Genomic DNA, 20864 nt, shown 5'->3' on the forward strand with positions numbered 1-20864 from the left:
CGCTTTACTTGAATGGCCTGCGCGATAAAACGGGCCAAAACAGGTTCGTTCCATGTCCTCAGCATTCATCCAGGCCGCCGTCATTCTGCTCCGCGAGGGGCTCGAAGCCATGCTCGTGATCGCAGCGCTAGCGGGCTATCTGACCAAGGCCGGCGCGGGGCATCGCATTCAGGCGCTCTATGGCGGCGCGCTCGTGGCCGTGGGCGCCAGCTTCATTGCGGCCTGGCTGTTTGCGGTACTGAACTCGGGCGATCACAGCGACATCCTCGAAGGTATCATCATTCTCGTCGCCGCCGCCCTGATGCTCTATGTCAGCGGCTGGTTGATGGTGAAACAGGATCCGCGCGGCTGGCAGGAATATCTCGCCCAGAAGGCGGACCAAGCATTGTCGCAGGACACGGTGTGGGCGGTCGGCGCGCTCGCCTTTCTTGCGGTGTTCCGTGAGGGCGCCGAAACCGTGCTGTTCATCAACGCACTGGCGAGTACTGAAGGCGGCTGGAGCGCCGGCCTATTCGCCGGCCTTGCCGCTGCGACGGCAGTCCTTGCCGTGCTGTTCTATTTCATCAACCTGATTGCGCGAAAGCTTCCGCTGCGGCCGTTATTCATCGTCACCTCGGCATTCCTGTTCGTGATGGCGATCAAGTTTATCGGCGAGGCCGTGCAGGAGTTCCAGGAACAGGCGATCATTACGGTCACCGAGGTCAAGGGCTCGGCGTTCCTGAGCGCGATCGGCCTCAATCCGTCCATGGAAGCGCTGTCGATCCAGGGCCTGGTGATCCTGTTTGCGCTCGCGACCTATTCGGTGGTCCAGCGCAACAACCGCCTGATGCGCGAGGACCGGGCCGCAATGCGCGCGGCCGAGTAATCTGCGGAAAGCTACGCTGCCTGCCGATCGAGTCCGAAATAGTCGAGCCCGATATCGAGTGCGGCTGAGCTGTGGGTCAGCCAGCCGGCGGAAATCAGGTCGACACCGGTCGCTGCGATCGCTCTGGCGGTCTCGGCCGTGATGCGGCCTGAAGCTTCCGTGATCGCCCGGCCGCCCGTCATCGCCACCGCCTGCCGCAGTTCCTCGACCGTCATGTTGTCGAGCAGGACGGCATCCACGCCGATCGCAAGGGCCTGTTCGAGCTGTGACAGCGTATCGACCTCGACCTCGATCTTGACGAGATGCCCAGCATGCGCCTTTGCGCGATCGATCGCGGTCCTGACGTCGCCGGCCAGCGCAATATGGTTGTCCTTGATCAGGATGGCGTCGTCGAGGCCGAAGCGGTGATTGCTGCCGCCGCCGGCGCGGACCGCGTATTTTTCCAGCGTGCGCAAACCGGGCGTGGTCTTGCGGGTGCAGGCGATGCGCGCCTTGGTGCCTTGCGCGGCCGACACCAGCGAGGCCGTCGCGGTGGCGACGCCGCTGAGATGGCAGAGGCAGTTCAGTGCCGTCCGTTCGCCGGTCAACAGCCCGCGCGCCGGCCCCTCGATGGCGGCGATCACGTCTCCCGGCACAACGACGCTGCCGTCAGGCCGCTCCGCGGTAAGCCGGATGGCAGGATTGACGAGTTGAAACGCACACCGCGCGATATCGAGCCCGGCCACGACGCCGGGCTGGCGCGCGCGCAGCACCAGCGAGGCGTGCTTGTCGGCCGGAACGATCGCATCCGCCGTGATGTCGCCGGCGCGTCCGAGGTCTTCGAGCAGGGCGGTGCGAACCAGCGGCTCGTACATAAGAGGCAGAAGCGGGGTTAGTGTCACGGCTGGATACCCCCAACAGACAGAGATCCGGATTCGACGACGTCGCTGATGGCGCCGAGCGCGTCGGCGAGAGAGAGGGATGACGGCATTGCCGAGGGCAGGGCGGCGGGGAAGTCAGTCCGATAATGTCCGCCGCGGCTTTCCTCGCGCCGGTATGCGGCAACTGCGATCATCAATCCGATCAGCGCTGGATCGGCTGCCGCGCTGCGGCCACTTGCGATCGGGTAGAGGCTGCGGATCGCGCGTTCGATACCGTGCCGGTCGCGGAGCACGCCGAGGCCTTGCGACAGGATCGGCCGCACGGCCGAAGGATCGGACGCAGGCGCAAGCGCGTTGATCGCGCGCGCCTTCAACGCGCCGCGGCTCGCGCCCTGGACGCTCTCTGCGACCCACTGGGCGCAGACAATGGCTTCCATCAGTGAATTGCTGGCGAGCCGGTTGGCGCCATGCAGGCCGGTGCGGCTTACCTCGCCGCAGGCCCAGAGGCCGCTCACGGTGCTGCGGCCCTCGATATCAACCGATATCCCGCCCATGTGGTAGTGCACCGCCGGTCTCACGGGAATCGGATCGGTTGCGGGATCAATCCCGGCCATTCTGCAGAACGCAGAGATGACGGGATAGCGCTTGGCAAAGTCCTGTCCCGGACGTTTCCGTGCATCGAGGAAGACGCGATGTCCTTCCGCGCGGCGACGCCAGACCGCGCGCGCAACGATGTCGCGGGCCGCAAGCTCGGCACCAGGCTGGTCTGCCATGAAGCGTTGCCCGGTGTCGTCGATCAGGATCGCGCCGTCGCCGCGCACGGCCTCGGTCACCAGCGGCATCGGGCGTGACGGTCCGTCGAAGGCGGTTGGGTGAAACTGGATGAACTCGAGATCGGAGAGCAGCGCTCCCGCGCGTGCCGCCAATGCAAGTCCTTGGCCGTAACAGCCACTGGGGTTGGTACTGTCGAGAAACAGGCCGCCAATGCCGCCCGTTGCGAGTACAACGCGAGCGGTGTCGATCACGAACGGGCCCTGCGCGTTCACGGCAAGCATGCCCCTGATGGAATTGTCTTCGACGATCAGGCTTCGCGCCTCGACACCTTCAAGCAGGGTAACCGATGGACAGCGGCGCACCGCTGCGATCAGCGCGCGCATGATCTCGCGCCCGGTGCCGTCGCCGGTGGCGTGCACGATACGGTTGCGGCCATGCGCGGCCTCCAAGCCAAGCCGCCAGCCGCCATCGGGCCGGCGGTCGAAGGCAACGCCGAGTCTTGCGAGGTGCTCGACGGCCGCGGGTGCTGCATGGATGATCTTGCGTGCGACCACTTCATCGCAAAGCCCTGCGCCTGCGGCCAGCGTATCGGCGAGGTGCAGGGCAGGGTCGTCATCCCCGTCCATCGCCGCGGCAAGCCCGCCTTGCGCCCACAGGCTCGATGCTTCAGCGCCGAGCGGCGCCTTCGACAGCAGCACGACCGGCTCGGGCGCCAATTGAAGCGCAGTCATCAATCCGGCTGCGCCGCCGCCGATGATGACGGGACGGTTGCCAAGCGCTGAAATCTCCGCGCTCATATTGCCAGCATCCTTTCGACAGCACGCCGGGCTGATACCGCGATGGCGGGATCGATCGTCACCTCGTGCCGGCCAGTCTCCAGCGCATGGCGGATGTTCTTCAGCGTGATCCGCTTCATGTGCGGGCACAGATTGCAGGGCCGGATGAACTCCACGTCGGGATGGAGCACGGCTACGTTGTCGCTCATCGAGCATTCCGTCAGCAGCACGACCCGGGGCGGGCGTTTTTGGCCGACGAAGTCCGACATCGCTGCGGTTGATCCGGAGAAATCGGCTTCCGCGACCACTTCGGGCGGGCACTCCGGATGCGCGAGGATGGTCACGTCAGGGTGATTTTCGCGCAATTGCCGGACGTCGGACGCCGTAAACAGCTCGTGCACCTCGCAATGGCCTTTCCATGCGATGATCTTCACGTCCGTCTGCGCGGCGATGTTCTGCGCGAGATATTCATCCGGCAGCATGATCACGCGCTCGGCGCCGAGCGACTCCACGACCTTGCGCGCATTGCCCGAGGTGCAGCAGATGTCGGCCTCCGCCTTCACCGCGGTCGAGGTGTTGACATAGGTGACGACGGGGACGCCGGGATAGCGCTGCCGCATCAGCCGCACGTCCTGCGCGGTGATTGAATCCGCGAGCGAGCAGCCCGCGGCGAGATCGGGGATCAGCACGGTCTTTTCCGGGTTCAACAGCTTGGCCGTCTCGGCCATGAAATGCACGCCGGCCAGCACGATGATGTCGGCATCGACCTTGGTGGCTTCGCGCGCCAGCAGCAGGCTGTCGCCCACGATGTCGGCGACGCCGTGAAAGATTTCTGGCGTCTGGTAATTATGCGCGAGGACGACGGCGTTGCGGCTGCGCTTGAGTTCGAGGATGGCGTCCACGTCCTCGGCGAAAATAGCCCATTCGGGCGGCGGGATGACTCGTTTGACCCGGTCGTAAAGCTCTGCGGAACGCGCGAGTGCAGTGGAGCTGATGTTCGCCATTTATACTCTCCTTGAGTATATCTTGGCTTATACTTATCCTGAGCATAATCGATGTCAAGTGCGCGAGAGCGGGAGCTTGGTTCCAGCGACCGCCCGTTCCGCCAGCACGCCATGGCGGAACCGGAACAGTTTGGCGGGGCGACCGACGGTGTCGGCGGCGATTGCGCCAGTTTCCTCAACGAGTTGCTGCTGCTCGATCAGGCGGCGGAAATTCTGTTTATGCACCAGGCGGCCTGCAAGCGCCTCAACGCTGCGTTGCAGTTGCAGCAGGGTGAATTCCGCCGGCATCAGCTCGAACACTACGGGACGGTATTTGATCTTGGCACGCAGCCTCGCGATGCCGGTGGCGAGAATGCGGCGGTGATCTCCCGTCATTGGCTTGCCCGGAATGACGGTCGTGGCCGGTGCCCCGTCACGCAGGGCTTCCGGTATCAAGCCGGCCTCGTAGAGCAACTCGTAGCGCTGCAGCACCAGTTCCTCGTTCCATTCGCGATCGTCGAAGCCAAACGTGATGGCGGCACGTTGCCAGCGCTCGCGCTGCAGGCTGGTGGTATCAGCGGATTTTGCCCACGCCCGCAGCCGCGACGCCAATGTCTTCGCGAGCGAAGCGGGCAGGCCGGCCCGCTGATCTTCCCACGGAAAGTATTCGTACCAGCCGGACCAATGCGCCTCAAAGCCCTGGCCGACCTTGTCTTCGCGGGTGAGCCCCAGATAGCTGATCGAGATCGAATGCGGCGACTTGGCACCGCCGGCGCGTCCGCGGTCGGCGAAAGTGTAGAGCTGTTCGACATAGCCGAGCGGATGGCCGGTCTGCGCCTCGACCCACGCCCGCAATCCCATCTGCAGCGAGCGGTGCGTAAATTCGAACGGGCCGCTCGGCAGCGCGGCGGCGTTGGCGATGGTCATGATCTTTGGCTCGCCGTCGGTAACGGCGACAAGGACGGCGACCAGGTCCGCCGTGATCGTATTGGCAGCGCCCGTTCTGCTTTCTTTCCGCGGTGCCCCTGCCACGTCGGTCGTCCGTCTCCGTTATCGGCTAATGCGCGTTTAGCAATATCCGTACACGCCGCAAGCGTACGGCAGACGGTTCCAGTAGGGACCATAGGACGGGCCGCCGTAATAGGGGCCGTCGTAGCTGTAGGAATGGCTGGTCCCGTAATAGCCGGGCAGCGTCGATGAGCCCGGCAGCAGCGGTGTGCCGTAGACGCGCGGCGCATAGGGCACTACGCCCACCGGCGTGAACAGCACGTCGGGATCCTCTTCCTCGACGACCAGCGTGCGGCCGCGGCGCACGTAGAGGGGCGCAGCAGCAGGAGCAACGGTGGTCCGGTATTTGTAATGGGGACGGGGCAGGCCGGGCGGCAGTTGACTGGCGGCCCGCACCGCGGGGCGCTTGGTGGCGGCGGGATTATCGGCGGCGGCAGCGGTTCCGATCGCGAAAATCGCGACCAGAATTGGCGTCATCCAGCGCAGCATCGTTTGCTCCGAATCATCGAGGGCGGCTCAGCGCCACTGTATGCCGGAATGAGCGTTAACGAGAGACTTGTGATGGCGGCGAGGCCGGGCAGGCCGAAGGAAGCGAGCTTGGATATTGCAGGATTCCGTACGGAGTCCCGTCATTGCGAGCGCAGCGAAGCAATCCATCTGGCCGCTCGGGGATAGAATGGATTGCTTCGTCGCTTCGCTCCTCGCAATGACGGCGGACGTATCAGGCACTAAGCGCCTGCTCGAGATCCGCGATCAGATCTTCCTTGTCTTCGATGCCGATCGACAGCCGCACGACATCGGGCGCGGCGCCGGATCTCACCTTGGCGGCGTCGTCGAGTTGGCTGTGCGTGGTCGACGCGGGGTGAATCACCAGCGAACGCGTGTCGCCGACATTGGCCAGATGCGAGAACAGTTTCAGGTTCGACACCAGGTTGACGCCGGCGTCGTAGCCGCCCCTCAGGCTAAAGGTGAATACCGCACCGGCGCCCTTCGGCGCGTATTTGCGTGCGAGCTTGTTGTACTTGTCGCTGGCGAGGCCGGCATAGTTCACCGACGCCACCGCAGAATGGCCGGCAAGGAATTCCGCGACAGCCTTGGCATTCTCGCAATGCTTCTGCATGCGCAGCGGCAGCGTCTCGATGCCGGTCAGGATCATGAAGGCGTTGAACGGGGACAGCGCCGGACCGAGGTCGCGTAGGCCCAGCACGCGGCAGGCGATCGCGAAGGCGAAATTGCCGAAAGTCTCCTGGATCCTGATGCCGTGATATTCCGGCCGCGGCTCGCTCAGCATCGGATATTTGTTGTCCTTCGACCAATCGAAGGTGCCGCCATCGACGATGATGCCGCCGAGCGAATTGCCATGGCCGCCGAGAAATTTCGTGAGCGAGTGCACGACGATATCGGCGCCATGGTCGATCGGACGGATCAGATAGGGCGTCGCCAGCGTGTTGTCGACGATCAGCGGCACGCCGGCCTTGCGGGCCACTTCCGCGATTGGTTCGATGTCGGTGATGCTGCCGGCGGGGTTGGCGATCGATTCGATGAAGATCGCCTTGGTGCGCGGCGTCACGGCGCGCTCGAAACTGCCGATATCGTCGGGGTCGGCCCACGCCACGTTCCAGCCGAAGCTCTTGAACGCATGCGTAAACTGGTTGATCGAGCCGCCATAGAGTTTTCGCGCGGCGATGAACTCGTCGCCCGGCATCAGCAATTGCTGCAGCACAACGACTTGTGCCGCGTGTCCCGAGGCGACGGCAAGCGCCGCGGTGCCGCCTTCCAGCGCCGCAATGCGCTCTTCCAGCACGGCGGTGGTCGGATTGCCGATGCGGGTATAGATGTTGCCGAACGCCTGCAGCCCGAACAGCGAGGCGGCATGGTCGGCATCGTTGAACACGAAGGAAGTGGTTTGATAGATCGGCGTCACCCGCGCGCCGGTGGTGGGATCGGGCTGCGCGCCGGCATGCACGGCAAGGGTCGAAAATCCCGGGAGACGGTCGGTCATTCTTTGCGTCCTGTTCGTTTGGCTTGCTCGAAATGCGTGGGCGATGCTGATGGCAGGCGGGTCCGCCGTCAAGGCGAGGCGTTTACATGTGGCGGATTGGAAACGGGCCTGCTTCGTTAGGCCGCGACTTCGGAATAATCGTTTTTCATTGCGTTACGTCGGCTCGCTTTTGTTCTTTGCAGCGCGATCCGATGCCGCCGTCGCGCCGCCGCCGACGCTCATCCGGTTCAGCGAGAGCCGCATGCCCTGCGTCGGGATCGGCGCGCGCTTCGAACTCAGCGTGCGCGAGTTGACTCCCATCCATGAAATTTCCGACGACAGCCGTCCATACTCGATCTTCGGGCAGCGGTTCATCACGACCTTGAGGCCGGCGGCTTCGGCCTTCTCGGCGGCCGCGTCGTCGCGCGCGCCGAGCTGCATCCAGATCACTTTCGGCGGCGGCGACAATGTCAGGGCATCGTCGACAACAGGCATGATGTGGCTGGAATTGCGGAAGATGTCGATCATGTCGACGGGACGGCCGATATCCGCCAGCGACGCGACGAAGGGCTTGCCGAGCAGGCTCTTGCCGACATGGCCGGGATTGACCGGAATCATGTCGTAGCCGCGCTGCGCCAGATATTTGAAGGCGAAGTAGCTCGGCCGCACATTGACCGGCGACGCGCCGATCATTGCTATCGACTTCACGGAGCTGAGGATGCTGCGGATGTAATTGTCGTCGTAGGCGTCGTGGTTCATCTTGATCCTGCACAGTCATTCCGGGGCGATGCGTAGCATCGAACCCGGAATCTCGAGATTCCGGGTTCTCGCTTCGCGAGCCCCGGAATGACGACGCTTTGCGTCGTCACTTATCCTGCCACTTCGGCTCGCGCTTCTCGATGAAGGCGCCGATGCCTTCCTCGGCGTCGCGCGCCATCATGTTCTCGGTCATCACTTCCGCCGCATAGCGGTAGGCATCGGCAAGGCTCATTTCGGCCTGGCGGTAGAACGCCTCCTTGCCGAGCTTAACCGTATAGGCGGATTTGAGCGCGACCTTTTGCGCCAGCGCGATCGCCGCATCGCGTTCGGTGCCGGCGGCCACTACGCGGTTGACGAGGCCGATATTCTTCGCCATCGCCGCCGAAATCGGTTCGCCCGTGAGCAACATCTCCATCGCCTGCTTGCGCGGGACGTTGCGCGACAGCGCCACCATGGGCGTCGAGCAGAACAGGCCGATATCGACGCCGGGGGTGGCGAAACCGGCAGCCTCGGAGGCGACCGCGAGATCGCAGCTCGCCACGAGCTGGCAGCCGGCGGCGGTTGCGATGCCTTGCACGGCAGCGACGACGGGCTTCGGCAGATGCACGACGGCCTGCATCATTGCGCTACAGGCGTTCATGATCTGCCCGAAATAGGCACGGCCGCGATCGGCATCGCTGCGGCGCGCGGTCAGTTCCTTCATGTCGTGGCCCGCGGAGAAGGCCGGACCGTTGGCCGCGATGACGACGGCACGGACGCTGTTGTCGTCATGGATTTCGTTCAGTGCGCCGTGCAGCTCGGCGATCAGGCCCTCTGACAGGCTATTGCGCGCCGCCGGCCGGTTGAGGGTGAGCACGCGGATGCTGCCGACGTTTTCCTGCAGCAGGATCGGAGGTTGCGGCGTGGGCACGCGGGCAGTCTGGGCGGGCATCTCTGAGGTTTCCACTCCAAGATTTTCATTTTGGCTTTGATGACAACGTAATGTAACAGGCGGTCTTAATCGAGGGGCAGCGGTGGCATGGCGGCAGCGAAAATGAGCGTGGCTGAGCTGGAGAAGTTCCTCCGCGAGGAATTTCCACAAGCCTTCAGTGACGGCGATATCACCATCGAGAGCGCCGACGGCGAGACCTGCCTGTTGCGGCGGCGCTATGACGAGCGGATGCTGCGTCCGGGCGGCACGGTGTCGGGGCCGACGCTGATGGCCATGGCCGATTTTGCGATGTATGTGGTGCTGCTCTCGGCGATCGGCCCGGTGGGACTGGCGGTAACAACCAACCTCAACATCAATTTCCTGCGCAAGGGGCTGCCGGGACAGGACGTGCTGGCGGCGGCACGCCTCCTGAAGCTCGGCAAGCGGCTTGCGGTCGGCGAGGTGAACCTGCTGTCGGGCTCGTCGCCTGATCCGATCGCCCATGTGACGGCGACCTACTCCATTCCAAATACGTGAGGTTTTTAGCGGTAGTATTGCACCATATTTATAAGTTACTGTTTTTACTTACTTTATTTGTGCGCCTTGGCGTTGACGAGCGGCGCGCTGTTCTCTAGAAACCCGCCAGTTCGGCGCATCTGGCGCCGATTTCCATTTTCACGGATTTCCTCACATGAAAACCTATTCGGCAAAGCCCGCCGAGGTGACGAAGAAGTGGGTCTTGATCGACGCCAAGGGTCTGGTGGTCGGACGGCTCGCCACCCTGGTCGCCATGCGCCTGCGCGGCAAACACCTCCCGACCTACACGCCCCATGTCGACTGCGGCGACAACGTCGTCATCATCAACGCGGCGCATGTCGTGCTGACCGGTCGCAAGCGCGACAACAAGGTCTACTACAAGCACACCGGCTTCATCGGCGGCATCAAGGAACGCACCGCGAAGTCGATCCTCGAGGGGCGCTTCCCCGAGCGCGTGGTCGAGAAGGCCATCGAGCGCATGATCCCGCGTGGTCCGCTCGGCCGCGTGCAGATGGGCAATCTGCGCGTCTACCCCGGTCCTGAACATCCGCATGAAGCCCAGCAGCCCGAGAAGGTTGATATCGCTTCGATGAACCGCAAGAACATGAGGGCCGCATAAGATGTCGGATACCATGCAGTCGCTCGACCAGTTGGCGTCGCTGAAGACGGCCGCTCCGGAAGCGCCGAAATACGTCAAGAAGGTCGACAAATATGGCCGCGCCTATGCCACCGGCAAGCGCAAGGACGCGGTCGCCCGCGTCTGGATCAAGCCGGGCGCCGGCAAGATCCTGGTCAACACCCGTGAAGTCGAGGTCTACTTCGCCCGTCCGGTGCTGCGGATGCTGATCCAGCAGCCGCTGGTCGCCGCCGCACGCGCCGGCCAGTACGACGTCATCTGCACGGTTGCGGGCGGCGGTCTGTCGGGTCAAGCGGGTGCCGTGCGTCATGGCATCTCGAAGGCGCTGACGAACTTCGAGCCGGATCTGCGCGGTGTGCTGAAGAAGGGCGGCTTCCTGACTCGCGACTCCCGCACCGTGGAGCGCAAGAAGTACGGCCGGGCGAAAGCGCGCAAGTCGTTCCAGTTCTCGAAGCGCTAATTGCTTCGCTAAAATTGCAGCGATGGCTGCACCCATCGAACGAAAAAGGGCGCCGATCGGCGCCCTTTTTTGCTTACCATTTAGTGATCAGTTACCACGGGTTTTCGTGAAAACTTGCTTACCCGCACAAACGGAATTGGAACACGGCGCTTCTAGTGTCCACCGTGCGATGGCGCGAAATTGCATTTTCAGTGTGCGCCGAACAAGTTGCATCACACGCGTTCGGGTGAGCCCATGTCGTTCGATACGTCCACGCTGTATTTGTTTGCCACAATGGTTGCAGGCATGCTCGGGGCCATGCTGTTGCTGTTCGGCAAACAGGAAAATATCCCGGCTTTGAAGTGGTGGGGGGCCGCCTATCTGCTTGGCTCGGCTTCGGTGGCGATCTGGACTATCGGCGGCGCCAAACTCGGTGACACGTTGCTGCTGGCGCTGCACGCGGTCGGCTTCGTGGCCTGCGGCATGGTCTGGAACGCCTCGCGCGTATTCCACGGTCGCAAGCCGAATCTGGCGGGGCTATTGTTTGGCGCGGTCGCCTGGGTCGGCATCGCGCTGGCTCTGCCGTCGTTGAATCCTGCCATGCGACTGATCGTCGGTGCTGCGATCGTTGCGATCTACGCAACACTAACGGCTTCCGAATTGTGGAGCGAACGGCGGCGGACGATGCAGAGCCGCTGGCCGACGATTGCCGTGCCCGTGATGCATGGCTGCGTGCTGATGCTGCCGATCCTGCTCGGCACCCTGCTGCGCCCGCATGACGAAACCTTCATCAGCAGCATCTGGGTGACGGCGTTCTCGATCGAACTGGTGCTGTATGCGATCGGCACCGTGTTCGTCATCTTCATGCTGGTGTCGGACCGCGCCGTAACGGTGCACAAGACCGCGGCGTCCGTCGATCCCTTGAGCGGAATGTTGAACCGCCGCGGCTTTTCGGAAGCCTGCAACCGGGTGATCGAACGCGAGGCCGCCGCGGGGCGGCCGGTGACGGTCATGATTTTCGACATCGACCATTTCAAGAGCATCAATGACCGCTTCGGCCATCCCGCGGGCGACGAGATCCTCAAATTGTTCTCCACCGTCGTGGTCAGCAATTTGCGCATCAGCGACCTGTCGGGGCGGATCGGCGGCGAGGAGTTCGCGGCGTTGTTGTCGTGTGCGCTGGACGAGGGCGTGATCGTGGCCGAGCGTGTGCGCGAGGCGTTCGAGGCGTCCAATATCGTCTGCGAGCAAGGTCCGGTCGACACCACCGTCAGCATCGGCGTCGCCGGCGGACCAGCGGGCACGGAGCTGGAAGTGTTGCTGGCGGCGGCCGATACCGCGCTCTATCAGGCCAAGCGCGGCGGCCGTAACCGGGTCGAGGCTGCGGCGGAACTGCCGCTGTCGCTGGAGAACTGGCGGCGCAAGACCGCCGGGCGCGCGGCTTCGCAACGCCAGGTGCCGGCGACGACCTAATCGCCCTGTTCGAACAAGACGATATGTCCGGAGATTGATCCAACACTTTGGATTCGGTCTCGGCCGCAAAGGCGCGTGGTAACCGCTCGTTTACCATTCCGTCCATATCATCTGCGCCATGGATTCACTACGTAGACCAAACCCGCAGGCTGCCCTGGTGTCGCTCGAAGCGGACGCTGCCTCCGCTCGCGGTGGTTTTGCCTGCATGTTCTCGACCTCGGAAGAATTCGAGATGGCGCTCATCACCGAGCGCCGTGCGCAGGGGCATTACGGTCAGCGCAGAATGCGCTGGCCTGCCATCATGTTCGCCGGCTGTGCGCTGATGGTCGCCGGCACGGTGTTGCTGTTCGGCTAATCGCTGATCCTCACTTCGCCAGGGGGTCAGGACGTATCTGAATATGCACGGCGCGGGGTTTTGAGCCCTTGCCGCCCTCCATCAGCCAGGGTGTGCGGTCGCCGCTTGAACTCCAGAGACCGCGGCCTTTCCAGCCTGCGCCCGGATCGTCAATGCGCCCGTCGAGGCCCTTGGCAAAAAAGCCGAGCGGATAGGGGATGCGCAGCATCACCATCTGCCCATCCTTGAAGGCGACGAAGCCGTCGTTGAGGTTGGCGGTGGAGATCGGGATGTTTTCGCCGAGGCCGACCGTGTTGTGGTGATCGACCCACGTATAGTAGCTCGCCTCGGCGCTGGAGTTCTCAAAACCTTCGAAGCCGGGGCCGGGATATCTGAAGTAGGAGAAGCCTTCCGGGCAGTGATTGCCGGTGGCCTCCGGCCCGCTCAGCGGAGCCTTGCACTTGCTGCGATCGAAGCGGATCAGGCTCCCGTTCGAACCCGAGCCCCAGAGCACGCCGTTCTTGTCGATGTCACCGCCGCGAACGCCGATGCCTTCCTTCGGAATGGCATAAAACTCCGACAGTTTGGTCTTGGGATCAAAGCGCATGAAGCCGGGTGGGCCGACGAACACGTTGACGGTGTACCAGACCGAGCCGTCGGTCGGATGCGGCATCACGGCGTAGGGGCCCGAGCCTGCGACCCGCATGTCCTTGCCCGCCTCCGCAGGCTTGCCCGGGTCGGTATATTCGTCGACCTTGCCGTTGCCGTTGGTGTCGAGAACGAATGGCGCCCAGCCTTGCGCTTTGACGGCATCGCCGGTCTCGTCCCATAGCTTGGTGTTGACCCAGCCGGCGACGGGACCGCTTCCCGAGAGCCAAAGCGTATCGTCGGCGTCGTAGCCGAACTGGGGGTGATGGGTGCCGAAGCAGGTATCGATGAAGCTGTACTTCTGGGTCTTGGGATCGAACACCGAAACTTGCCGCCCCGAGCGTTCCAGCGGAAAGGCCTTGGCCGACGGATGGTCAGACCCTTTGCGGCAGTAAGCCGGATTTTCGATGCCGCGCACGGCCGCCGCGAGCCACAGGCGACCCTTCTTGTCGAACATGCTGTTGTGATTGTTGGCCCGCTGGCTCCAGATCTTCTCTTCACCCCAATAGGCCGAGGGGCTGACCGGATTGAGGACGGCCGTGCCATGCAGCGGCGGGCCGAACGATTCCGGCGCATTGGGATCAGCGACGGGCATCTTCGAGAACGTCACCTTGTGTGTCTTCGGATCAAGAATCGGCATGTCGTCGGACGAGTACTCATTCGCACCGAACAGCGGGCCGTAGGCGTTGACCGTCGGGTAGCGCCGGTCTGACGAAATCAGATCGTGCACGAAGTGCTTTTCAGTCGCCCATTCCCAGGACGAGATGACGACGTTGCGCTCGATGCCGGCCGGCCGCGGCGGCTTGGATTTCGGCAGTTCGCCCTTGGCGACCCGTTCGGTCCAGTCCCCGAAATACTTGAACGGCACGCCGCCGAGCTGGCCGGCGAGCCGGTTCACCATCAATTCCCCGGCCTGGCCCGAGGAGACGCGGCGCATCCAGGCTTCCTTGTGCGATTTGAATTCGCCGAACCCGCCCGGGATCGTGCGCGTGGATTCCTGGCCGAGCTGATGGCAGCCGATGCAGTCGACGTTGTTCATTCGCTGGCGCCATATGTCCTGCGTGATTTCCTTCGGAATCTCCGTGCTGCCGCCGAAATCCTTCGCCGGCGGAATCTTCATCATCGTGTACCAATAGATCGCCGAGTAATAATGGGCCGCCGCCGCCTCGTTTGGCGCCGGAACCGCCGTGAGGTCGAGTTGCTGGCCGGGCTTGGCGCGCAGCTTGGGCGAATCCACCAGCCCGTAGCCACGGACCCAGATTGCGTAGTTCACGTTCGGCGGCAGGTCCGGGATCACGTAGCGGCCCTGATCGTCGGTGACGACGATCTTGGCGAATTTCGTCGGCAGCTCGGTGGTCTCCGCGATGACCCAGACGCCGGTCTCCGGCCCGTTCGGTCCGCGCACCACGCCGCCGATATCGTCCTTGTCGATTGCGACGGCCGGAAGCTGCTGTGCATGCGATGGTCCGGCCGACAGGCTGAGCATGCTCATCGCCGTGGCCAAGGTGAACAGGATCCGACGGAGGTTCATCGCTTCTCTCCCCGTGACCGTGAGCTTGTCGCTTTGAGCTTGTCGCTTTTGTTTGACGCGAGCCTACACCAAACAGGCTTGAGGTGAGAGCATGTCGCCTGCACGATTTCGTCATGCTTGACGCCGCCAGCGTGCGTCGCAGCAACGCATACGCGCTGCATCTGCCTTTTGCTTTTTGGGCGGCTGGGTTAGACACGCCAGTTCTCATGAGGAGGCACAACGCGAATGATCACCGAAATCGCACAAATCGACGTCAAGCCCGGCACCGAGAAGGAGTTTGAAGCTGCGGTTGCCCAGGCGCGTCCACTGTTCCTGCGGGCCAAGGGCGGCAAGGGCTTTGAGCTGCACAAATCGATCGAGAAGCCGCAGCGTTACCGGCTGATAGCGCAATGGGAGACGCTGGAAAACCACACCGTGGATTTTCGCGGCTCAGAGGACTTCACCGCCTGGCGCGCTCTGGTCGGGCCGTATTTTGCTGCTCCCCCCGAAGTCGAGCATACCGAGACGGTGCTGACCACGGCGGACTGAAGTCATCAGCCGGTCGTGATCGCGACAGGCGTCGCTTCTGCCTTGAAATGGTCGATCATCACTTTGGCAATGGCCATTAGAGGCAGCGCGAGCGCCAACCCCCAGATGCCGAAGACGACGCCGAGCAGGATCTGGAACGCAAACAGCGTGGCCGGCGGAATATCCAGCGCCTGCCGCTGAATGACCGGGGTCAGCACGTAGCTTTCCAGCGCATGCACGCCGAGGAACAGGATGAAGGCGGAGAGGGCAGCGACCCATCCGGAAGCGAGACTCGCGAGCACCACGATCAGCCCGCCGAGGATCGCGCCGACGGTTGGGATGAAGGCGAGAAGTCCTGCCTGGATGCCGAGGATGAACGAGCTCTGGATGCCGATGATCGATAGCCCGATCCAGGTCACCAGAAACACCGCGACCATGGTGATGATCTGCGCGATCAGCCAGCGCTCGAGCGTATCGCCGATCCGGTCGACGATCATGATTGCGCGCGTGCGGTGTCTGGCCGGCGCCATGAACAACAGGCCGTTACGGTAGACGCTGGGCTGCGTCGCAAAGGCTATGCCCAGGAACAGCACGATAAAGAAGTTGCCGACCGCGCTTGCGGTACCCAGAATCAGTTTCAGGCTCTGGCTGAAAATGGCGCCGCCACTGGCCGCAATCGTGCCGGCGCTGGGAAGTGCGTGGGGCGTCGGCGTTGCGCTGGAGGCCGCCGGCGCGGAATCATCCGACGGCGACGACACGGTGCCGAAATCGAAAAAACTGGTGTCGATGCCGTTCCGTTCCAGGAAGCCCTTGACGTTGACGAGCTGCGACTTGAGCGTGTTGCTCAGCGCCGTCGTCTGCTGGGCGATCGTGGTGCCTCCGAGAAAGACAATGCCCGACAGCATGCCCGCGACCACCAGACAGACCGCCGTCAGCCGCAGCGCATGGGGCAGCCGCACCACGCGCCCGAGCAGGTTGCTCATGGCGTTGAGCGCGACACCGAGCAGCATGCCGGTAAATATCAGGAACAGCGTCGCGGCGAAGTGCCAGGTGAATGCCAGCAGCCCGGCGAACAGCACGACGCCGATGCCGCCGACCGATATCGCCCACGCCAGATCGTTGCGGGCCTGAAGGCGATTGTCAGCCGGACCTGTCACGTTGATTCCTTCTCGTGAGACATTGCTCAGCCAGTCATTCGACAGAATCGGGACGGGATCAAGCGGGCGGGTGCGCGCCGGTTTGACGCTGCCGCATCCGGCATGCCAAGCGGTGCATGAATCTGACATGGCGGCCGGCGAGGGTTGAGATGAATTTCAAATGGTTTGGCCCGATTGCGCTGCTTGCGGCGCTTGTGATCGGCGACCAGATCAGAATCAACCGGCCTGCCCACAAATATCGCCTGATGGTCGAGGTCGAGACGCCGGAGGGGCGCAAATCGGCCTCTAGCGTGGTGGCCGTCCATCCCGACCGTAGCTACACCCGCCGCGGCCAGACCCGCACCCTCGGCGACGCCATCTTCGTCGAGCTCGGGGCGGGCAAGAATCTCGTCGCGCTGCTCGCGCATGTCGACAACAATCTCGTCCTTGATGACATGAATTACGTGGCCTTGCGCGCCTATGCGGCGGCTTCCGGCAAGCGCGTGCCGTTCAGCGAGATGAGCCGGTTGGCCGGTGCCGTGCCGGTGAAGGGCGCGCTGATCCCGGTGCTCGCCACCTTTGCCGAACCGGCTGATCCCGGCAGCGCGAAGGTGGTGCCGCCGGACGATGTCGAAGCGGTGCTCGGCAAGGGCTATCGCCTCCGGGGAATTTCGGCCGAAGTGGTGCCGAATGGATACTGGCCACTCGATTTCGGCGGTGCGCTGGGCGAGCCGGTGACGCGCGGAATCCAGGCGAAACTGCCTTGGCTGACTGGGGCCGACAATTCGGCGGCTACGGCGCTCCGGGCGGCCGGTTTGCCCGGGGCCGACGGGATCGACGCCCGGGAGGCTTTCACGCGAAAATAGCAGGGCAGCTCCGCTGCGGCTCTCCGGATATTGATCCGCCGTCCCCTCGCAGGCATTATCTTCTGCAATCATGGCCCAACCCAGAAGATCTTTGCACGGGAAGATGACAGCGGAAATTTTGCGATGAGGCGGCCCGTGGTCGGTGTGATCGGGAACGCCTATCGCGTCGAAAATCGTTTCCAGACCCAGATGGTCGGAGAGCGCAACCTTCGCGCGGTCACCGACGTGGCGGGGGCGTTGCCGCTGATGTTTGCAGGCTCGCCCGAGATTACCGATATCGGCGCGCTTCTCGACGTCGTCGACGGGGTGATCCTGACAGGCGCCCGCGCCAATGTTCATCCGACGCGTTTCAAGACCGAACCGCACGAGCGGCACGAACCCTATGATATCCACCGTGACGACGTCGCGCTGGCGCTGACGGAGGCCTGCGTTGCCCGCGGTGTGCCGATCTTCGGCATCTGCCGGGGCTTGCAGGAAATGAACGTCGCCTTCGGCGGCTCGCTGCATCCGGAAATCCGTGAGATCCCCGGGCGCATGAACCACCGCATGCCGCGACTCGAAAACGGCGAGATCCATCCCGACCCGACCGTGGTGTTTGCCGACCGGCACGACGTTCACCTCACGCCCGGCGGCACGTTTGCAAACCTGCTCGGCTGCGAAACCATCCGGGTGAATTCGCTGCACGGGCAAGGCATTCTCGAACCCGGCGAGCGCGTCGTCATCGAAGGCATCGCCGAAGACGGCACCATCGAAGCGATCCGGATCGCGGACGCCGCGAGCTTTGCGCTCGGTGTCCAGTGGCACGCCGAGTACGATCCGCAGCGCAACCCGATCAACCGAAAACTGTTCGAAGCGTTCGGCGAGGCGCTGAAGGCGCACAGGCGGGCGGAGTAGGCATCGTGAACGCGCGCTTTCGTCGTCCCTGCGAATGCAGGGACCCATAGCCACAATATGCGTTGTTGAAGGAAAGCCGTCGACCAACCTTCCAAGACGACATCCGCCGCGGCGTATGGGTCCCGGATCGCGCTTCGCTTGTCCGGGACGACGGGATGGAAATAACGCGCCTCAATTTTCAAACTACCAACTGACATGATTTCGCGATCTCGCGGCTTGTCACGCCCGAGGTTTGCTGGATAACTTCCCGCCCTCTTTATCAGAGGGCGCAGGGAAGACCGGGTGCTTGCTGCACCCGCGGTCTCGCGTGCGATTTGCGCAAACAAAACTGCACACGAGCATACAGGGCAGCGGGAGCATTCCGGCCTTCCCTGCGCAATGGCTTTACGGCTTACTTCGTGCTCTCCCCGGTGAACGGCTTTCTTGCCACCGTCGCCCCCGAGAAGCTTCGCTTCTCTCGGACTTAACGCCAGCACCGCGGCGTCCGGACCACACGACTTCACCGTACGTTTCCTGCGCGTACGTCTAGCGCGCATTCAACGTCCATCGCATCTCACCGCACGTTCGTGACGATCGCGAGCGCCCCTCATCTGCCGTGAGACGGGCGGAGTTATGCAGGTGATTTGGGTAAGAACAAAAGCGGAATATCTTTGACTCCGAGGCTTGACACGATTTCTGAAAATCAGAAGTGATTTGCCCGTCGTGCCAACTGGTCGCAGTCGCTACGTGTAACTGTGCTTGCGAAGGAGGCAAATCAGTCCGTAGCCTGCATGAGCCAACGGGTCGCGCGAATGCGCGCCCGACGACGAGCGCAATGCGCTCGCGCAGTGATGACAGGCTCCGCGATATGCGGGGACGACGCGGACCTCAACCAGAGGAGTTTACTGAGCCCAGGTCGAAGCGAATGTCATAACGATGCAGCTTCGCATAGACGGTGCTCTTGGCAAGACCAAGCGCGGACGCGGTAGCCGTCACATTGCCGTTGCACGACCGGAGTGTGCGCGAGATTAGGTCGCGTTCGGAAGACTCCGCCAATGACAGGCCCTGTTTACGTCCGCATAGCCGTTCCGCCCGCCAAAACACATCGGGCAGCTCCGATGGCTCGATCGGGTCCCCGTTACTGGTCAGCATGACGCTCTCGACCAGATTGCGCAACTCGCGGACATTGCCAGGCCAGTGATAATCCTGCAGACGCGAAAGCGTATCCGAGGCGAAACGGCGATTGCCAAGAGCATAGCGCGCTCTCGCCTGTGCAACGAAATGATCGACCAGCAGCGGGATGTCGTCCGGGCGTTCGCGCAGCGGCGGTATGACTACGGGGATGACCGCCAACCGGTAGTACAGATCCTTGCGAAAGCGCCCTGCGTCCACCTCGACTTGCAGATCGCGGTTAGTCGCGGTGACGAGACGAAAATCCACCTTGCGCGCCGCGGCTTCGCCGATACGACTGATCTCGCCGTTCTCCAGCGCTCGCAGCAACATAGGCTGGAGTTCGAGCGGCAACTCGCCGATTTCATCAAGGAACAGGGTTCCGCCGGACGCGGCTTCGATTTTTCCGGCCATGCCGCCGCGACGTGCGCCGGTGAAAGCGCCGTCCACATAACCGAAGAGTTCGCTGGCAAGCAGTTCGCGCGAGACGCTACCGCAATTGATGACGACGAAAGCGCGGTCCCGGCGCGGCGACGCCACATGGATGCCGTGAGCGAATACCTCTTTTCCCACACCGGTCTCGCCAAGCAGCAGAACAGGAGCCACGGTCGTCGCGACGCGTCGGCATTTCTCGACGACCGCGTGCATTTTCGGGGCGCTATGGATGACGTTTCTGAAGGCTCGAGCCTCACCCCGGGCGAACGGCAGGAAAGCCCTGTCTGAAACTATCGGCTTTGGCGCAACCATCACGGTGCCGAGATGTTCGCCCTGATGCACCACCGGCTTCAGCCATTCCTCCTTGATCCACGCCGGACGCGAGGCGCCACAAAGCTGATCATCGCGGCTTCCGAGATGGGGAAAGCCGGACTGGCATCCCGGCGCGCCCAGATCACGCATGATCTGCGACATTTCTCCACTTGCCTTGAAAGGACGTCCCGCACTGTCGAACAGCACGGCGTGATGCCGATCCGGAGGCGGCAGCATCCAGAAGCATTGGTCGAGAAGCCGGTAGCGGGCGTCCAGCTCCATCTGAAGCAACTGGGCCTCGATGCGCGCGGCCGCCGAAATCGCCAGTGCGAGTGCCGGCCGCCCATAGGACGCGGATAGTCCGGAGATGTCGATCGCCCCGATGACGGCGCCGTCGATTGGATCGCGGATGACGCAGGCCGAGCAAGTCCAGCGGTGGATGCCGGAACAGAAATGCTCGGTGGCATGCACCTGGATGGGCTGCTCGGTTTTCAGAGCCGTGCCGATCGCGTTGGTTCCGCAGGTCGTCTCGCTCCAGTTGCTGCCGGGTAGGAGGTGTGTTTTTTCAACCGCATTGCGCAGCGCCAGCTTGGTGTCACCTTCCAGGCGCAAAACAATGCCGTCGGCATCGGTCAGCACCATCACGGTGCCGGTTTCCAGCATGTAGTCGCGCGCCAGCGCCATCGTCGAAGCACCAGCCTGGACAAGACGGCTGCGCTTTTCGAGCAAGCGCTGCAGCCTGTCATCCCTTATCGGCATCGGAGCCTGGCCACGCCGGTAGTCGACAGCCGATTTCTGGCAGCGCTGCCAGGAATCGGTAATAGCGGCGCGCACAACCTGCCGACTAGTGCTGCCGGTCCCGGACAGAAAGCGTTCCCAGCTTGTCAGGACATCACGTTCGATACCTGGATGGGCGAAAGCATCCTCTGGTGTCTGACCCAACACGTTCCCTCCCTTGACGCGCTGAGCGGTCCCAGAGCAGATGCTGGAAGCGGAGCTTGAACGTGCGATCTTGAAGCCATCCATGGAAAACCGCAACCAATAAGCCTA

Annotated in this window: 20 protein-coding genes; 9 read left to right on the plus strand and 11 right to left on the minus strand. The window is 63.1% G+C overall.

Annotated elements, in window-relative coordinates; genetic code table 11:
- Window positions 1–52 precede the first annotated feature (52 nt).
- Window positions 53–865: an FTR1 family iron permease gene (locus tag CP49_RS06265; RefSeq protein ID WP_057849427.1), complete on the plus strand. Its 813-nt coding sequence runs from the start codon at window positions 53–55 to the stop codon at window positions 863–865.
- Between the two features lie 11 nt (window positions 866–876).
- Here CP49_RS06265 and nadC read toward each other — a convergent pair whose 3' ends face one another.
- The 8 genes from nadC to CP49_RS06305 all read right to left on the minus strand — a co-directional run bounded on the left by nadC (window position 877) and on the right by CP49_RS06305 (window position 8937).
- Window positions 877–1746, minus strand: a complete 870-nt coding sequence (nadC, locus tag CP49_RS06270; RefSeq protein WP_057849428.1) for a carboxylating nicotinate-nucleotide diphosphorylase — start codon at window positions 1744–1746, stop codon at window positions 877–879.
- Window positions 1743–3296, minus strand: a complete 1554-nt coding sequence (locus CP49_RS06275; protein ID WP_057849429.1) for an L-aspartate oxidase — start codon at window positions 3294–3296, stop codon at window positions 1743–1745. The genes nadC and CP49_RS06275 overlap by 4 nt, the downstream gene beginning before the upstream one ends.
- The gene (gene nadA, locus CP49_RS06280) at window positions 3293–4279 is read right to left on the minus strand and encodes a quinolinate synthase NadA (protein WP_057849430.1); all 987 of its coding nucleotides are present in this window, start codon (window positions 4277–4279) and stop codon (window positions 3293–3295) included. Before nadA ends, CP49_RS06275 begins: the two co-directional genes overlap by 4 nt.
- A 54-nt stretch (window positions 4280–4333) precedes the next feature.
- Window positions 4334–5290, minus strand: coding sequence for an NUDIX hydrolase (locus CP49_RS06285; RefSeq protein WP_057849431.1), 957 nt, complete (start codon window positions 5288–5290; stop codon window positions 4334–4336).
- A 36-nt stretch (window positions 5291–5326) separates the two neighbouring features.
- Window positions 5327–5743, minus strand: coding sequence for a hypothetical protein (locus tag CP49_RS06290; RefSeq protein WP_245310528.1), 417 nt, complete (start codon window positions 5741–5743; stop codon window positions 5327–5329).
- A 244-nt stretch (window positions 5744–5987) separates the two neighbouring features.
- On the minus strand, window positions 5988–7268 hold the full coding sequence (locus tag CP49_RS06295; protein ID WP_057849433.1) for an O-acetylhomoserine aminocarboxypropyltransferase: 1281 nt from the start codon (window positions 7266–7268) through the stop codon (window positions 5988–5990).
- Window positions 7269–7421: 153 nt separating this feature from the next.
- Window positions 7422–8006, minus strand: a complete 585-nt coding sequence (locus CP49_RS06300) for a CoA-binding protein (protein WP_057849434.1) — start codon at window positions 8004–8006, stop codon at window positions 7422–7424.
- Window positions 8007–8112: 106 nt separating this feature from the next.
- Entirely contained in the window at window positions 8113–8937 is an 825-nt protein-coding gene (locus tag CP49_RS06305) for an enoyl-CoA hydratase (protein ID WP_057849435.1), read from the minus strand.
- An 87-nt stretch (window positions 8938–9024) separates the two neighbouring features.
- Here CP49_RS06305 and CP49_RS06310 point away from each other — a divergent pair, with 87 nt between their 5' ends.
- The 5 genes from CP49_RS06310 to CP49_RS06330 all read left to right on the plus strand — a co-directional run bounded on the left by CP49_RS06310 (window position 9025) and on the right by CP49_RS06330 (window position 12357).
- A complete protein-coding gene (locus CP49_RS06310) occupies window positions 9025–9453 on the plus strand; it encodes a PaaI family thioesterase (protein ID WP_057849436.1) in 429 nt (142 codons plus the stop codon).
- Window positions 9454–9607: 154 nt separating this feature from the next.
- Window positions 9608–10072, plus strand: coding sequence for a 50S ribosomal protein L13 (gene rplM / locus CP49_RS06315; RefSeq protein ID WP_057849437.1), 465 nt, complete (start codon window positions 9608–9610; stop codon window positions 10070–10072).
- Window position 10073: 1 nt separating this feature from the next.
- Entirely contained in the window at window positions 10074–10550 is a 477-nt protein-coding gene (rpsI, locus tag CP49_RS06320) for a 30S ribosomal protein S9 (protein ID WP_057849438.1), read from the plus strand.
- A gap of 234 nt (window positions 10551–10784) precedes the next feature.
- Window positions 10785–12002, plus strand: coding sequence for a GGDEF domain-containing protein (locus CP49_RS06325; protein ID WP_057849439.1), 1218 nt, complete (start codon window positions 10785–10787; stop codon window positions 12000–12002).
- 118 nt (window positions 12003–12120) lie between these two features.
- Complete coding sequence (locus CP49_RS06330; RefSeq protein WP_057849440.1) at window positions 12121–12357, plus strand: hypothetical protein; 237 nt, start codon at window positions 12121–12123, stop codon at window positions 12355–12357.
- Window positions 12358–12367: 10 nt separating this feature from the next.
- Here the strand turns inward: CP49_RS06330 and CP49_RS06335 are convergent, their stop codons facing one another.
- Window positions 12368–14515, minus strand: coding sequence for a carboxypeptidase-like regulatory domain-containing protein (locus tag CP49_RS06335; protein ID WP_057849441.1), 2148 nt, complete (start codon window positions 14513–14515; stop codon window positions 12368–12370).
- A 225-nt stretch (window positions 14516–14740) separates the two neighbouring features.
- On the opposite strand from CP49_RS06335, the gene CP49_RS06340 reads away from it, so the two are divergent.
- Entirely contained in the window at window positions 14741–15043 is a 303-nt protein-coding gene (locus tag CP49_RS06340) for an antibiotic biosynthesis monooxygenase family protein (protein ID WP_057849442.1), read from the plus strand.
- A gap of 5 nt (window positions 15044–15048) precedes the next feature.
- Here CP49_RS06340 and CP49_RS06345 read toward each other — a convergent pair whose 3' ends face one another.
- Complete coding sequence (locus CP49_RS06345; RefSeq protein ID WP_057849494.1) at window positions 15049–16179, minus strand: AI-2E family transporter; 1131 nt, start codon at window positions 16177–16179, stop codon at window positions 15049–15051.
- Window positions 16180–16328: 149 nt separating this feature from the next.
- On the opposite strand from CP49_RS06345, the gene CP49_RS06350 reads away from it, so the two are divergent.
- Window positions 16329–17024 (plus strand): hypothetical protein, encoded by a 696-nt coding sequence (locus CP49_RS06350; RefSeq protein WP_057849443.1) that lies wholly within the window; start codon window positions 16329–16331, stop codon window positions 17022–17024.
- Window positions 17025–17147: 123 nt separating this feature from the next.
- The gene (locus CP49_RS06355; protein ID WP_057849495.1) at window positions 17148–17918 is read left to right on the plus strand and encodes a gamma-glutamyl-gamma-aminobutyrate hydrolase family protein; all 771 of its coding nucleotides are present in this window, start codon (window positions 17148–17150) and stop codon (window positions 17916–17918) included.
- Window positions 17919–18785: 867 nt separating this feature from the next.
- Here the strand turns inward: CP49_RS06355 and CP49_RS06360 are convergent.
- Window positions 18786–20759, minus strand: coding sequence for a sigma-54-dependent Fis family transcriptional regulator (locus tag CP49_RS06360; protein WP_057849496.1), 1974 nt, complete (start codon window positions 20757–20759; stop codon window positions 18786–18788).
- Window positions 20760–20864: the final 105 nt, after the last annotated feature.

Origin of the sequence: Bradyrhizobium valentinum (assembly GCF_001440405.1) — a bacterium.
Lineage (GTDB): Bacteria > Pseudomonadota > Alphaproteobacteria > Rhizobiales > Xanthobacteraceae > Bradyrhizobium > Bradyrhizobium valentinum.